Raw genomic sequence first — 14,023 nt, 5'->3', positions numbered from 1 at the left:
GATTACAACTATGCAGTAATATCCTTTGTTTTAAACAAAAAAATAAAACCCTACTAATTTTTTTTATATTGTGGGTTTTATCAATTCACAAACACTTTATTTTACTTCTTCAATACAGTTATTTAATAAATTCCATATTTCAGGATTTTGTTTTTTAAAATTTAATGGCTTTAAACTTTTGTCTACAAAAGCATGTAGTGTTTTTCCCTTTGCCAATAGTTTTTCATCTATTTTTCTGATAATTTCATATTCAAATTCTAATCTTACACCTTTAATTTGACTAATCTTTGTTCTAATTAATAGCTCATCATCATATTTTGCTGCAACTTTATATGTGCAACTACTCTCTATAACTGGCATAATAACGCCTTCTTCTTCTAGTTTTGCATATGTATAACCTAAAGAACGGAAAAAAGAATTTCTTCCCACCTCAAACCATGTATAATAATTCCCATGGTATGCAACTGCCATTTGATCTGTCTCTTCATATCTTACACGAACATATCCATCATTTATATACATTAAATTTCCTCCTAAATATTGCATATTATTACTATATATTATGCCATAAAGATATTCTTACTTCAAATACAGTTCTTTCATAATTACTATCTACGCTAATAGTTCCGTTATGTAGTTCTATTATATGTTTAGTAATAGAAAGTCCTAGACCAGAACCCCCACTTTGCAAAGATCTAGATTTTTCTACTCTATAAAACCTTTCAAATATATGATGTAAATCAACTACAGGTATTGGTTCACCATAGTTTATAAATTGTATAACTACTGTATCTTCTTCTTTTATAGTAACTATATCTACATACTTGCCTTCTTTTCCATAATGAATGGCATTGGTTATTAAATTTTCAAATGCTCTTACTAACTTAATTGGATCTACATCCACCATTAACTTATCATTTGATAAATATAATCTGCTTTCCATTTTAGAATTTTTAAATTGTAATTCAAACTGTGCAACTAGCTGACCTAATAACTCTCCTAAGTTTACTATGCTTTTATCTAATTTTACTCCTTTGTTCCTCATTTTTGTAAGTTCAAATAAATCGTTTATTAATACATTTAGCCCTTTTGCCTTTTCATAGGCTATATTTACATAATGCCTCATTTGGACTTCATCTTTGTATTTATCATCATCTATAAGTCCTAAATATCCAATAATAGAGGTAAGCGGTGTTCTTAAATCATGAGATACATTTGTTATTAAATCATTTTTAGTTTGTTCAGCTCTTCTTTCTTCTTCAATAGATTTATTTAATTTAAACACTATTTGATTCATATTATTAGCAAGTTGTCCCATTAAATCCTTTGATTTTATATTTATTGTTCTATTTAAATTTCCACTTGCCATATCTTCAACTGTTTCAAATATATCTATAAATGTTTTAACCTTTTTATAACTAAACAATATGAAGTATATTATAAAAACAGTAAAACTTACTATTGCATAAAATATATCTCGTCCTATAAAACTTTGTATATAATTAACTAATACTACTGCAAATATTGCAAAGCTATTTCCATCCATGAATAAGTCGTTTCCCACACTTTTTAAAATACTTAAAGTTATGTAAGAAGTTAATATGCTAAATATAATAGTTAATATTAATTGAGTCATAATTTTATATATTAATTTATCTTTCAATTTTGTATCCTACACCCCAGACTGTATGTATTATTTTTTCTCCGTCCATAGCAGATTCTAGCTTGTCTCTTAATCTGCTTACATGTACCATTACAGTATTATTTGATTGATGATATTTTTCTTTCCAAACTCTTTCAAAAATTTCTTCTGCACTAAATATCCTTCCTAAGTTACTTGCTAATAAATGTAGGATATCAAATTCAGTTGAAGTTAAGCTAATATCATTATCATTTACACTAACTTTATGTGTTGATTTATTTATAATTAGAGAATTTATTTTTATCATATCTTTGTTATTATTTGAATTATGATTAAAATAATATGACCTTCTTAATAATGCCTTTACTCTTACTATTAATTCTAAAGTATTAAATGGCTTTGTCATATAGTCATCTGCACCTGTCATTATACCCTGTATCTTATCTAAATCTTCACTCTTTGCACTTAACATAAGTATTGGTATGTTTAAATTTTCTCTTATTTTTTTACATACCTCTATTCCATTTAGCCTTGGCATCATTATATCTAGTATAACTAAATGTATATCTTCTATATTAATAACTTCTAAAGCTTCTACTCCATCACTTGCCTTATATACTTTATAACCTTCATTGATTAAGTATATCTCTAGTAACTTTGAAATATCTTTATCATCATCTACAACAAGAATATTGCTAGTCACAAATTTCACCTCTTTGTATTATAGCTTCTGCATATAGTTTAATTTATATTTAAATATTCTTCCAGGACTATTTCTCTTTCATGTATTTGTTTGGCAATTTCTACTCCTACATACCTAAGGTGCCATGGCTCATAGCTAAATCCTGTTATATACTCTTTATTCTTTGGATATCTAACTATAAACCCAAACTTATATGAATTATTCTCTAACCATTTAGCTTCTTTTGTATCTCCTGTAAAAAATCTCTCTTCATTTGTTATGTCTATGGCAAGACCTGTTTGATGCTCACTTTCTCCTGGTCTTGCAACGTATTTTTCAGCCGTTATCTTTCCTTGAGATTTAACTCTATCTTTATATAAGTTTTTCTGTAACTCATATGATCTATATCCTGATGTTGCATACAATTTTATATTTTCCATTTTAGCTTGGTAAAAAAGTTTTTCTATTGAAATTGCAGCTTCTTCTTCTAATAGCTTTTCTTCACCTTCAACACTATTCAAAAAAACAATTTCCGGTTCTATTAAATTTTTCGGAACATAATTTTGGGATAAACTAGAACTTTTATTTACTAGCATAACTTCTCGTGCTTCAATATTTCCTTCATCAGTAGGTTTTATTATAGTAGTAATACTTAAAACTATAAGTATTACTACTATAATATTTTTAATAAAATTTCTCATAGGCTTCTCCTTAATCTCTTTTTTTGTGTAATATAATTCTAAAACTAAGAGATTAAGAAAATAATAAGTAAACCTTAAGAATTCTTAAGAAAAATAGTGTATTTGCTAAACTTTTGCTTCATAGTGTACAAATATTATGAAAGTATATATTCAATTATTAGGTCAACATTGCTTTTCTTTGTGTAATCTACTGGTTTATCATATATAGCAAGCATTCCTTTTTCATCATTTGTTAATTCTTCTGGTTTTTTTCTTTTTATTTTAATTTTTAATAAATTCATAAGTAGTTTATCAAAAAGATTTAGTTTCTTATAGTTAAATCCTCCTCTTGCATAAAAGAATTTAATATATTTCTGCTGCTCTTTAGTAAAGTTTTGGTCTCTAACTTCATTAATTACTTCTTCTCTTGATGGTGATGCTCCTGTTGCAAAAACAACTACTTTTTTATCTTTAATTTTGCCTATATTTTGTGTTATCAATTTTACTCCATTTATACCTATAGCATATAATCCACCACCAAAAATTATAGTATCATAATAATTAAGCATATTTATATTTACCTTTGACGCTTCATAGATATCAGCCTTTAAATCCTCTGCAATCCATTCTGCATATTTCTTTGTAATACCTGTTTTAGACTTGTATATTACAACTGTTTTCATTATTCCCTCCATGTAAACATAGCACGACTATTATACAAATATGCAATAATAACCCCTTAGACTATATATTTAATTTTACTTAAATGCATTTTCTATTGCTTTAAGTATTATTGTACTACTATCTGTAGCCCCTGAAACAACATCTACATCTAGACTTTGTGCACTAATAACACTATTAGTAATAGATTCCGCCTTTCTTCCAAGACCATTTTTATGTTCAACTAAATCAATATTTAATATCTTATTATCTTTAACAGTAACCTTTACCTTAGCTGCTACTAAGTCCCTAAAATAATATTCTCCAGTATATACACCATCTCTTATTTTAGACAAATCAATATTTTGAACCTGAATGCTTTTTACCTCATTAGTCATCCCTTGTATATTTGTATAAGCAGTAACCCCTATCCCCACTAATAAAATTGCAACTACCATTAAAACTCTTCTAATCCCCTTTATCTTACTCACTTTATCCCTCCAAATTCATTTTATTCGCAATTCTCTTTATTGCATCGTACTCAATTTTTGAGTAGCCCTCTTTTAACTTAGATATCTTCTTAAAAATAAACCTTTCTAAAAAATTCATTTTTTCTAAATTAATCTCATGTCCCAAATGTTCTTTTACAATCGCATTTTCAACAATAGAATCCCAAAGATTATACTTCATATATTGTATGGCTCTTTCCCCTTCGTCTTTACAGCAAACAAATATGCCTATATTTTTATCCTTTAGAATTTTTTCATTTTCTATAGCGAATTTTTTCACCTCATCTTGAAGCTTGCCTGCATATATAGATCCTCCTATAATTACATTGTCATAACTATTTATATCTTCGCATCTTTGATTTTTTAAATTTATTATATCTACCGTTCCCTTTAATTCTTTCATTATAAGATTTGCACATTTTTCAGCAGTTCCATGTTTAGAACCAAATACTATTAATGTTTTCATAAATTCACTCCTTTTAATATTTATATAGATTTTTCTTCTACTATTCCATTAATTATAAATTTTATATGATAATCTATTAAATTATTTCTTTGTTGATCAGAAACATCATTTTCTATTATCAGCCTTGTAATAAGTCCAAAGGTCGATGTCCATATTACTTGTGCTATAAGTTCTATTGATTTATTATCATATTTATCCTTATAAATGTCCTTTAAATTTTGACATAATATGGCCATTGCTTGCCTTTTGTCAGATGCACCTTCATCAAGTACTGATGTATGCTTAAGTATTTCCCTAGAGTTATTTAGTAATATAGATTTGTATTCATCAGGCATTCCTAAAGATAGTTCTATATAGTTCTTTATTCGTTTTTTTAGTCTTTCTTTTGGTTTAAAACTTGAATATTGTTCGTCTTGTACAGATTGCATTATCCTTTTGTATCCTATTTTCATCCAGTTGTTTAATATGTCTTCCTTATCATCAAAGTAGTGATATATAATTGCTGGTGAGTATTCTATTTTGTTTGCTATTTTTCTAATAGAAAGATTCTCTACTCCCTCTCTTGCAATAATTTCACTTGCTGCATCTAAAATAATTTTTCGTTTTTCTTCTCTTTCTTTTTCCCTCAGTTCTTTTGTACTCAATTTAATCCCCTCTTTTCGTTGAACACTGTTTAATAATATTATATACTATTAGATAGCTAATGTGATTGAAAAATAAGAATAATTATTTTTATGTTGTACATAATGTAAATACTGGTAATATAATAGCATAGGGCAATCATGGATAAACGAGGAGACGTGTTTATGAATCTATTTGAAGTAGTTGAACAATTATTTGAAAAATTTGGATATCTTGTGTTATTGCTTGGATTGCCTTTAGATTTTATTGCATTTCCTATTCCTCCGGGCAATAGCACATTAACTTATACAGGCTATTTATCTTATAAAGGTGTACTAGATTGGATTCCTGCTCTAATCATGGCCTTTTTAGGGTCAATATTAGGTGTTACAATTACCTATTCTCTAGGATATAAGCTAGGAATGCCTCTAGTAGAACGTTATGGAAAATTTCTCTCTTTAAACTCCTCATCTTTGGATAAGACTCGTAATTATTACGACAAGTTTGGAAACAGACTTCTTCTCATCGGTTTTTTTATTCCTGGAGTAAGACAGTTTATAGGATATTTCATTGGAATAATTCGTGTTCCTTATAGCACTTTAGCATTCTATGCTTATACAGGTATAGGATTGTGGGTAGTAGGTTTTTTTTCAATAGGTTTTGTTTTCGGAGAACAGTGGCAAAATGTATTTCTATTAGTCGAAAGATACTTGAAGTATTTATTTTTAGGATTAGGATTTATTCTTTTAGGTTTTATTTTTATAAAATTACTTAAACGCAAAAGGGATGTCAGATGACATCCTTTTTTATTTACTTCATCTAAATCACAATTTTACGCTACAAAACATATTATATACAAAATTTGTATAATAAAGGAGTTTTAATTTATGAATAACTGGCATGATGAGAATATTTATGTAAAATATAAAAATCCCCATAACTTCATACATTACAATGTATGCGACTTACCTAATCCATCCATATCTAAACAAACTCTGGATTATAATGTTGCTGTACCCATTAACTTGGCAAAATCCTTAGAAGGAAAATATTTTGTGGGCTACGCTGATAATCTTACATTTGGAAATGGGACCAATGCCTGGGCTAGATTGTACAATCCACCTAACTCTGGAGTAAATTTACATGTGGCTGTATGGACTGTCAGCGATGTGTCGGAGTCTCCTTTTAGAGCGGAATTCTTTTTTAACGCTACTCCTCCAGGAACACCTAGAGATTCCAATTTTATTACTCCTGCCAATACTGCCTTTTGTCCATTGCCATCGCCTAAAGTAGAACTACAGTATGCAACCAATGTAAGTGGAAAACCTACCGGTGGTATTAAAGCTTTTATTCGATTAGGTCAACCCGAAGCTACATTAGTGGATGATGAGCAAGGAAAATTTATCTTTCCACCTGGTGGATCTTTCCTTATAGTTATATCTAATCCAGAGGCACCACAGGTAGCTGCTTCCGGTAAAATTGCTTTTGGTTGGTGGGAAGAACCAATCAAATATTGTTAAGAATATTTTATAAAAAATTTAAAATAAAAATGAGCAGATTTAATTCTGCTCATTTTATAAACTTGTGATAATATAACTTAACTTTGAACTACCTACCAATATATTGGTAAATTTCTTGGTCAATATGGAAATGGCCATAAGTTTACCCAAGCTAACCCCGAAGTCCCTTCGGTTTTATGGCTTATGCCAATTGTCTAAGCCCTTCATTCAAGATATTTATACTAGCATTCTTATCTCTATCATGGTGAGTTTGACACTCTGGACAAGTCCATTCTCTAAGATTTAGATTTTTAACTTCCTTATTTTTATATCCGCACTTAGAACATAATTGAGAACTAGCAAATGTTTTTGATAATGTTAATACAGTTTTTCCATACCACTCAGCTTTGTACTCAAGCATAGTTTTAAACATATACCAACTCACTTCTGATATTGCTTTATCTTGTTTATGATTTTTTGATATATCATTGACTTTCAAATTCTCCATACAAACTATATCGTGGCTTTTGATTATATTTGTAGAGTGTTTTTGAAGAAAGTCATATGTACAATTGCCTATCTTTTCATGAATTTTATCTAAATTAAGTTTATTTTTATAGTAATTGTTACTATTTTTATTTTTTCTACTAAGATTTTTTTCCAATCTAACTAATCGTTTCTCATATTTTCTTATATATTTTGGAGTAGTTATATCTGATGTATCATCTGAAAACACAGCAAAGGTTTTTAGTCCTACATCTATACCTACAGCTTTATTTGTTTTAGACAAAGGTTGAATGTTTACTTCACAAAGTATAGATACAAAATATTTGCCACTGAATGTTTTTCTTATAGTAGCATTTAATATCCTACCTTCAAGTTCTTTAGATTTAGCAAATTTAACTAATCCTAGTTTAGGTAGTTTTAACTTATTTCCTATAACCACTATGTTATTGTTGGTAAATTTTGTAGTATATGATTGAACAGAATTTTTCTTTGATTTGAATATCGGCTTATCATTTCTACCTTTAAAAAATCTATCATAGGTATATGCTAAATTTCTAATAGATGATTGCAGCGATGTACTATCCACTTCCTTTAACCATTCAAATTTCTTTTTAAGAGTAGGTAATTGAGTAGCACATTTGTTGTAATTTAGACCCCTGTTAGTTTCCATATATGAAGTATTCCATTTATCTAAGAAGTAATTGTATACAAATCTAGAGCTACCTATCGTTTTATTTATTAATATAATTTGCTCCTTATTTGGATATATTCTAAACTTATATGCTTTATTTTTTAACATATTTTTCACCTCCCTTTATCACTAATAAAAAAAACACCTCAATATAAATTGAGGTGTTGAGCCATAGATAGATATAAATATATCTACCACAATAAACACAATACCTCGTAGTCTGCTAATTTACGGCTAGCAGGTAGAAACTTTCGGACCATATTACCGATTTTATACGAGTTTTTTAATATCTTCTTGCTTGTATAATTTATCTATATTAAATAATATGTCTCTACATAACTATTTATGAACATGCTATAAATTAAATTTTTTAATAAAAAAAGCCGTCTCGAAATAGAAATTATTTTCTATTTTGAGACAGCAAATTTAATAAATTATTTTTTTAATTCATTTAACATATCATCTAGTGATACAACACGTGCAAAAGCAAACTCAAAGTTTCCAAATGCTCCTTGCTCTTGTTCTACTGTATATGAAGCTGTAGTTTCTCTTGGAACAAATACGTTATAGTCACGATAAAACGCATCTCTAACTGTTGATTCAACGCATACATTTGTAGCAATTCCACTTACAACTAATGTTTCAATTCCTAATCCACGTAATACTTCTTCTAGTTGAGTATTGTAAAATGCACTAAAACGGTGTTTTCTAACTATATAATCGTCTTTTTCTGGCTTTAATTCATCAATTATTTCACCATCCCAAGTGCCTTCCATACAATGTCCTAAGTCCATAATTGGAGGAAACACCTTGGCAATCATTCCTCCATCTGTTTTATCTACACGATGTGTATGTTGTATATAAATAACTGGTCTATTTTGTGCTTTAAATTCTTTTTTTAACTCTTTTATTGGATCAATAACAGTTGATGTTCTTGATGTATCAAGTCCCATTTTTGATAATGATCCTTCTTTGTTAATAAATGCATTTTGCATATCGATAATTAATAATGCACTATTGTCTTTTTTATATGATAAATCACTCATTTGTAACACTCCCCTTAATATATATTTACATTTTAATTATAACTATATATTAGAGTTTTTCAAATAAAAATTCTGATAGGTTGTACTTATTTTACAAACTCGATTAACCCTTTGTCCAATTTAGCAATGCGAGCTAATGAATATACGTCATATCCCTTATTTTCGAGCCTTTCACGTCCAGGTTGAAATGATTTTTCAATAACTATTCCTATACCACCAACTTTAGCCTTAGATTCTTCAATTAAACGTATAGTACCTAGTACAGCTTCTCCATTTGCCAAAAAATCATCTATAATTAATATGTTATCTTCTTCATTTATATAACTTTTAGATAAAGTTAATTCATAGTGTAGTCCCTTTGTATATGAATATACACTGGTTTGATAAACATCATTGTTTAAGGTCTTTGATTTTTGTTTTTTTAACGTTACCATAGGTAAGTTCATTTGCATTGCAGCCATTACAGCAGGAGCAATTCCAGAACTTTCAATTGTAAATATTTTTGTAATTTTATGTTCTTTAAAGTAGTTCTTAAAATAAGTTCCCATTTCATACATTAAATGTGGATCTACTTGATGATTCAAAAAAGAATCTACTTTTAATACATTTTCTGATAATGCATTTCCATCTTCTAAAATACGCTTATGTAAGCTCTCCATTTATATCACCTCATAGATTTTTTTATAATATTTATCATACACAAGCATCCTCAAATAAAAAAACACCTCAATATAAATTGAGGTGTTGAGCCCGAGAATAGGTATAGATATACCTATACACTATAAACACAATACCTCGTAGTCTGCTAATTTACGGATAGCAGGTAGAAACTTTCGGACCATATTACCGATTTTATACGAGCTTATTTGTATGATATATGCAATTATAACACATTTTTCATCAAAATCAATGATTTATTGCTACTTTTTCCTTGATCTACTTTGCTGTACAGAGTTCAGCACAGTTGAATATATGTACTCAAATAAATGTCCATGTATTAATTCATCTGTAATTATATCAAACAATATAGATTTGTATTCATCCCCTGGTATTTTGCGCATTATTTCTCTGTATCGTCTTACTGAGTTAAATTCTTCAAATAAACCTGTTTTTAACCCATCTAAAAAACTTTGAGGAGGAACAAAATCTTTTTTATCAATTTGTATATCATTACCTGTAAAATCCTTATATATTTGCATAAACATTTCATTATGTTTTATTTCATCATCTCTTATAGTCATCAAAATATCTGCTATTTCCTGTCTTTGTGCTCTTGTTAGGCCTTCTACTGGAATATTATCTACTAACCAGTCATAATAGTTTGAAGATACAGTTTCTAAATTCACTGAATTACTTATTAACCCCATTGTTTCTGTGACTTCTTGTTGAAATGGATATTGTCTATTATAATGCACTGTAATATCTCCTTCCTTGCATAATTGTATATCTTATTAAATATTATGTATCTATATGAGTCTTTATGAAAATGATATAATTATTTTAAAAATATATAGAATTAAGGGGTGATCTCCTTGGCTGTAGTAGATTTAATAATGAAAATTGATTCTGAATTTTACTTAAAAAAAATATTGTGTGTAGGTGATTTGAAAAAGTGGTTTGAATACAACAATATAGATGATTTAATAGGACAAAAGATAGACCACGTACTAGGTACTCCCATTAGCTTAAATGGAGGAATAGTAGAAATTCAAAATAAATTTTTCAAATACCAATTATTAAAGGAATTAGATGAAAGCACATTGTATCTAAGCCATGATGGATTTTTAGCACATATTTACGAACAAGCCATTAACTATGTATCAGAAGGAGTTCAGATATACGATAAGAATGGACACTTTCTAAATTGTAATCCTGCTAGTGAATATCTTGAAAACTATAATAAAGATGATTTTAAAGGAAAACATCTACTCGATTTATATGATGTAAAAGAGGAATACAGTACAATCTTAACAGTTTTAAGAACACAAAAACCTGTATCAAACAGATGTGATAGATTTGAAATAAAAAACGGTAAATCACTGACTACAATTAACTCGGGATATCCAATAAAAATAGATAAAAAATTGTATGGAGCTGTTGTTTTTGAAAGTGATTTATCAGTACTTAAGCAAGTTGAAAATAAAGCATTAAACCTTGAAAAGTATGTAGATAAGGAACAATCTGATAAAGAAGATGAATTATACAAATTTGACGATATTATTCATTCATCTAAATCTATGAATGATATTATTCATTTTTCTAAAAAAATCTCATTAACAGATTCAAGTATCTTAATTGTTGGAGCTACAGGAAGTGGAAAAGAACTTATAGCACAAAGTATCCACTCTTTTAGCAGAAGAAGACACAAAAACTTCATAGATATAAACTGCAGTGCTATACCTTATAATCTTTTTGAAAGCATGTTTTTTGGAACCGAAAAAGGTGCTTTTACTGGGAGTATTACAAAAAAAGGATTTTTTGAAATGGCACAAGGTGGAACTATTTTTTTAGATGAAGTTAATTCAATTAGTCCTCAAATACAAGCAAAACTTCTAAGAGTGCTTCAAGAAAAAAGATTTCAACGAATTGGAGGAAGTGAATATATTAAATGTGATTTACGAGTAATTGCAGCAATTAATGAAGACCCTTTCAAGCTAATTGAACAAGAAAAAATGAGAAGTGATTTTTATTATAGAATATCTACAATTAAAATTAATATTCCACCATTAAAGGAAAGAAAAGAAGATATACCTATTTTAGTAGATCATTTTTTAAAGGAATTATGTAGCCGCTATAATAAATCTAATCTTAAAATCTCTCAAGATGTATTAAATATATTTTTAAATTATGATTGGCCAGGCAATATAAGAGAACTTCAAAATACAATTGAGCATTCTTTTAACTGCACTAGTGATGATGTATTAGAAATAGCCTTGAATTCTCTTCCTGATTATCTCAAATCTTTAAAACCTAGAACTAATAAATTGACTCAAGTTAACGAATACATAACTTCAAAAACATTGAACTATGGACCCCTTGAAGAGCGTTTAAAAATTTTTGAAAAAGAAATAATTAATCAAACAATTGAATTAAACAATGGAAATATAACACAAAGTGCAAAAATATTAGGTATGAGCAGACAAAGCCTTCAATATAGAATGAAAAAATTAAAGGATTAATAGTGCAAAATATTTTTGCTCATGCAAAGATATTTTGCATATTTTTTATTATGATATTTAGCCATTTTATAAATTAAATCAATCTATGCAAAATTTTTTTGCATGTGTTCGTATAATATAGCCTAAAATTTTATAACAATTTTCAAAATTCAAAATTATGTAACGGCTATTTATAATGCTTTCAAAATTATTTTTAAGATTAAATTTTTTTGGCACAGAAGTTGCTATTATAAATAAGTAAAATATAAAAGGGGGGAGATTTTTAATGGCAACAGAAAAAAGCACAAATAAAACTAATAATGCAAAACCAATACGTAAAGGTGTATTTTGGCCTTCATTTATTGTTATAGGGGGTGCAGCATTATTAGGAATTGTAAACAATGAGATGTTAACAAAAGTTGCTACTGACACTTTTTTATGGTCTCTTAGAAGTTTTGGATGGCTTTATCAGATAGTTTCAGTTGTTGCATTAATTTTAGTAGGAATTATTACATTTTCTAAATTTGGTAAAATTAGATTTGGAGGTCCAGATGCAAAACCTAAGTATCCATTTATGACTTGGTTTGCTATGGCACTTACAGGTGGTATAGCTACAGGTGTTATTACTTATGGTGTAAATGAACCAATAATATATTTTGGTAATATTTATGGTGAACTTACTCAATCAGGAGTTGAACCCTTAGCTCCTATGACAGCAATTTATGCTATTGCACGTTGTTTCTATAACTGGACTTTTATACCTTATGCAATGTATTCATTATGCGGATTAATTGTTGCATATATGTACTTTAATAAAAAGAAGTCTTTATCTGTAACCGCTACTCTAATTCCTCTATTTGGAGAGAAAATAACAAAGGGAATATGGCCTAATATAATAGATACTTTATCACTTCTTGCTATTGCCCTAGGATTAGCTTCATCTCTTGGCGCTGGCCTTGCATTAGTTGGATCAGGAATAGAACTTTCTTATGGAATTAAGCAAGGACCGATTGTTTGGTCAGTTCTTGCAGTTATAGTAACAGCTACATTTACAGTTGCTTCATATTTAGGTGTTGATAAAGGTATAAGATGGCTTGCAGATTTTAACTCAAAGATATTTTATGTTTTACTAGGCTTTTTATTTTTAGTTGGCCCTACTCTATATATACTTAGAACTTCTACAGCAGGTATAGGCTATTGGCTTCAAAATTTCTGGCAATGGGGACTTGACCCTATAGATATGGGTGGAGAGGCTCTTGTTATGTGGTGGACATTATATGACTGGGCTATATGGATTGCATATGCACCTTTAATGGGTATCTTCCTTGCTATGATTTCTTACGGAAGAACTATACGTGAATTTATGATAATAAACTGGATACTTCCTTCAACTTTTGGATTAGTTTGGTTTGGAATATGGGGTTCTACTGCACTTTACTGGCAACAAACGGGTAGATTAGATTTAATATCTACTATTACCGATAATGGAGCTGTTGCTGGATTATGGTCATTCCTAGCAGAACTTCCACTTGGAGCAATTCTTATACCAATTGTTATGCTTACATTAATTATTTCATTTGCTACTGCAGCTGATGCAATGACAACTACTATTGCATCATTATGCACTAAAGATTCAACACATGATGAAGAACCTGCAAATTGGCAAAAGATTTTGTGGGGTGTATCAATAGGTTCTATAGCATTTTTCATGGTAGCCTATGCAGGCGGAGTACAAGGTGTCGATGGTGTAAAATACCTTGCTGCAGCAGGTGGTTTTATGGTTTTATTCATATTTGTACTTCAAGTAATTTCAGCAATTAAGATGTTTTTCATAGATAAAGTTGAAGAATAAGGAGGAAGTA

Annotated in this window: 16 protein-coding genes and 2 riboswitches; of the genes, 4 read left to right on the top strand and 12 right to left on the bottom strand. The window is 28.9% G+C overall.

Features of this window, described 5'->3' with window-relative positions:
• Positions 1 to 96: 96 nt before the first annotated feature.
• From ACUSRV_RS10465 to ACUSRV_RS10430, 8 genes are all read right to left on the bottom strand, one after another.
• Positions 97 to 522 (bottom strand): acyl-CoA thioesterase, encoded by a 426-nt coding sequence (locus ACUSRV_RS10465; RefSeq protein ID WP_490141899.1) that lies wholly within the window; start codon positions 520 to 522, stop codon positions 97 to 99.
• 31 nt (positions 523 to 553) lie between these two features.
• Entirely contained in the window at positions 554 to 1,663 is a 1,110-nt protein-coding gene (locus ACUSRV_RS10460) for a sensor histidine kinase (RefSeq protein WP_490141898.1), read from the bottom strand.
• Positions 1,653 to 2,345, bottom strand: coding sequence for a response regulator transcription factor (locus tag ACUSRV_RS10455; protein ID WP_490141897.1), 693 nt, complete (start codon positions 2,343 to 2,345; stop codon positions 1,653 to 1,655). The genes ACUSRV_RS10460 and ACUSRV_RS10455 overlap by 11 nt, the downstream gene beginning before the upstream one ends.
• Positions 2,346 to 2,383: 38 nt before the next feature.
• A complete protein-coding gene (locus ACUSRV_RS10450) occupies positions 2,384 to 3,025 on the bottom strand; it encodes a M15 family metallopeptidase (RefSeq protein WP_490141896.1) in 642 nt (213 codons plus the stop codon).
• Positions 3,026 to 3,159: 134 nt separating this feature from the next.
• A complete protein-coding gene (locus tag ACUSRV_RS10445) occupies positions 3,160 to 3,687 on the bottom strand; it encodes a flavodoxin domain-containing protein (RefSeq protein WP_490141895.1) in 528 nt (175 codons plus the stop codon).
• A 75-nt stretch (positions 3,688 to 3,762) separates the two neighbouring features.
• Positions 3,763 to 4,155 carry an FMN-binding protein gene (locus ACUSRV_RS10440; protein ID WP_490141894.1) on the bottom strand — a complete coding sequence of 131 codons (393 nt, stop codon included), beginning with the start codon at positions 4,153 to 4,155 and terminating at the stop codon, positions 3,763 to 3,765.
• Position 4,156: 1 nt separating this feature from the next.
• Positions 4,157 to 4,639, bottom strand: a complete 483-nt coding sequence (locus ACUSRV_RS10435) for a flavodoxin domain-containing protein (RefSeq protein ID WP_490141893.1) — start codon at positions 4,637 to 4,639, stop codon at positions 4,157 to 4,159.
• A gap of 20 nt (positions 4,640 to 4,659) precedes the next feature.
• Complete coding sequence (locus ACUSRV_RS10430; protein WP_490141892.1) at positions 4,660 to 5,283, bottom strand: TetR/AcrR family transcriptional regulator; 624 nt, start codon at positions 5,281 to 5,283, stop codon at positions 4,660 to 4,662.
• Positions 5,284 to 5,445: 162 nt separating this feature from the next.
• Here ACUSRV_RS10430 and ACUSRV_RS10425 point away from each other — a divergent pair, with 162 nt between their 5' ends.
• Complete coding sequence (locus ACUSRV_RS10425; protein WP_490141891.1) at positions 5,446 to 6,057, top strand: DedA family protein; 612 nt, start codon at positions 5,446 to 5,448, stop codon at positions 6,055 to 6,057.
• Between the two features lie 90 nt (positions 6,058 to 6,147).
• Positions 6,148 to 6,780 carry a DUF6143 family protein gene (locus tag ACUSRV_RS10420; protein WP_490141890.1) on the top strand — a complete coding sequence of 211 codons (633 nt, stop codon included), beginning with the start codon at positions 6,148 to 6,150 and terminating at the stop codon, positions 6,778 to 6,780.
• A 181-nt stretch (positions 6,781 to 6,961) separates the two neighbouring features.
• Here the strand turns inward: ACUSRV_RS10420 and tnpB are convergent, their stop codons facing one another.
• From tnpB to ACUSRV_RS10400, 4 genes are all read right to left on the bottom strand, one after another.
• On the bottom strand, positions 6,962 to 8,065 hold the full coding sequence (gene tnpB / locus ACUSRV_RS10415; protein WP_490141889.1) for an IS200/IS605 family element RNA-guided endonuclease TnpB: 1,104 nt from the start codon (positions 8,063 to 8,065) through the stop codon (positions 6,962 to 6,964).
• Between the two features lie 88 nt (positions 8,066 to 8,153).
• Positions 8,154 to 8,255, bottom strand: a riboswitch (purine riboswitch).
• 136 nt (positions 8,256 to 8,391) lie between these two features.
• Positions 8,392 to 9,003 (bottom strand): cysteine hydrolase family protein, encoded by a 612-nt coding sequence (locus tag ACUSRV_RS10410; RefSeq protein ID WP_490141888.1) that lies wholly within the window; start codon positions 9,001 to 9,003, stop codon positions 8,392 to 8,394.
• Positions 9,004 to 9,089: 86 nt separating this feature from the next.
• Positions 9,090 to 9,662 carry a xanthine phosphoribosyltransferase gene (locus ACUSRV_RS10405; RefSeq protein ID WP_490141887.1) on the bottom strand — a complete coding sequence of 191 codons (573 nt, stop codon included), beginning with the start codon at positions 9,660 to 9,662 and terminating at the stop codon, positions 9,090 to 9,092.
• A gap of 119 nt (positions 9,663 to 9,781) precedes the next feature.
• A riboswitch (purine riboswitch) is annotated at positions 9,782 to 9,883 on the bottom strand.
• Between the two features lie 40 nt (positions 9,884 to 9,923).
• Positions 9,924 to 10,418 carry a ferritin family protein gene (locus ACUSRV_RS10400; RefSeq protein WP_490141886.1) on the bottom strand — a complete coding sequence of 165 codons (495 nt, stop codon included), beginning with the start codon at positions 10,416 to 10,418 and terminating at the stop codon, positions 9,924 to 9,926.
• 117 nt (positions 10,419 to 10,535) lie between these two features.
• Here ACUSRV_RS10400 and ACUSRV_RS10395 point away from each other — a divergent pair, with 117 nt between their 5' ends.
• Together ACUSRV_RS10395 and ACUSRV_RS10390 are read left to right on the top strand one after the other, a co-directional pair.
• The gene (locus ACUSRV_RS10395) at positions 10,536 to 12,182 is read left to right on the top strand and encodes a sigma-54 interaction domain-containing protein (RefSeq protein WP_490141885.1); all 1,647 of its coding nucleotides are present in this window, start codon (positions 10,536 to 10,538) and stop codon (positions 12,180 to 12,182) included.
• A 265-nt stretch (positions 12,183 to 12,447) separates the two neighbouring features.
• Complete coding sequence (locus ACUSRV_RS10390) at positions 12,448 to 14,013, top strand: BCCT family transporter (RefSeq protein WP_490141884.1); 1,566 nt, start codon at positions 12,448 to 12,450, stop codon at positions 14,011 to 14,013.
• The last annotated feature ends 10 nt before the right edge of the window (positions 14,014 to 14,023 follow it).

This window comes from Sporacetigenium sp. TC11 (assembly GCF_058146105.1).
This window is presented reverse-complemented; position numbering and strand designations above follow the sequence as displayed.

Excerpts from the sequence above, each read along its gene's own strand:
- ACUSRV_RS10445 (WP_490141895.1), bottom strand. The coding sequence starts at position 3,687 with ATGAAAACAGTTGTAATATACAAGTCTAAAACAGGTATTACAAAGAAA.
- tnpB (WP_490141889.1), bottom strand. The coding sequence starts at position 8,065 with ATGTTAAAAAATAAAGCATATAAGTTTAGAATATATCCAAATAAGGAG.
- ACUSRV_RS10405 (WP_490141887.1), bottom strand. The coding sequence starts at position 9,662 with ATGGAGAGCTTACATAAGCGTATTTTAGAAGATGGAAATGCATTATCA.
- ACUSRV_RS10390 (WP_490141884.1), top strand. The coding sequence starts at position 12,448 with ATGGCAACAGAAAAAAGCACAAATAAAACTAATAATGCAAAACCAATA.
- ACUSRV_RS10450 (WP_490141896.1), bottom strand. The coding sequence starts at position 3,025 with ATGAGAAATTTTATTAAAAATATTATAGTAGTAATACTTATAGTTTTA.
- ACUSRV_RS10410 (WP_490141888.1), bottom strand. The coding sequence starts at position 9,003 with ATGAGTGATTTATCATATAAAAAAGACAATAGTGCATTATTAATTATC.
- ACUSRV_RS10420 (WP_490141890.1), top strand. The coding sequence starts at position 6,148 with ATGAATAACTGGCATGATGAGAATATTTATGTAAAATATAAAAATCCC.
- ACUSRV_RS10425 (WP_490141891.1), top strand. The coding sequence starts at position 5,446 with ATGAATCTATTTGAAGTAGTTGAACAATTATTTGAAAAATTTGGATAT.
- ACUSRV_RS10465 (WP_490141899.1), bottom strand. The coding sequence starts at position 522 with ATGTATATAAATGATGGATATGTTCGTGTAAGATATGAAGAGACAGAT.
- ACUSRV_RS10435 (WP_490141893.1), bottom strand. The coding sequence starts at position 4,639 with ATGAAAACATTAATAGTATTTGGTTCTAAACATGGAACTGCTGAAAAA.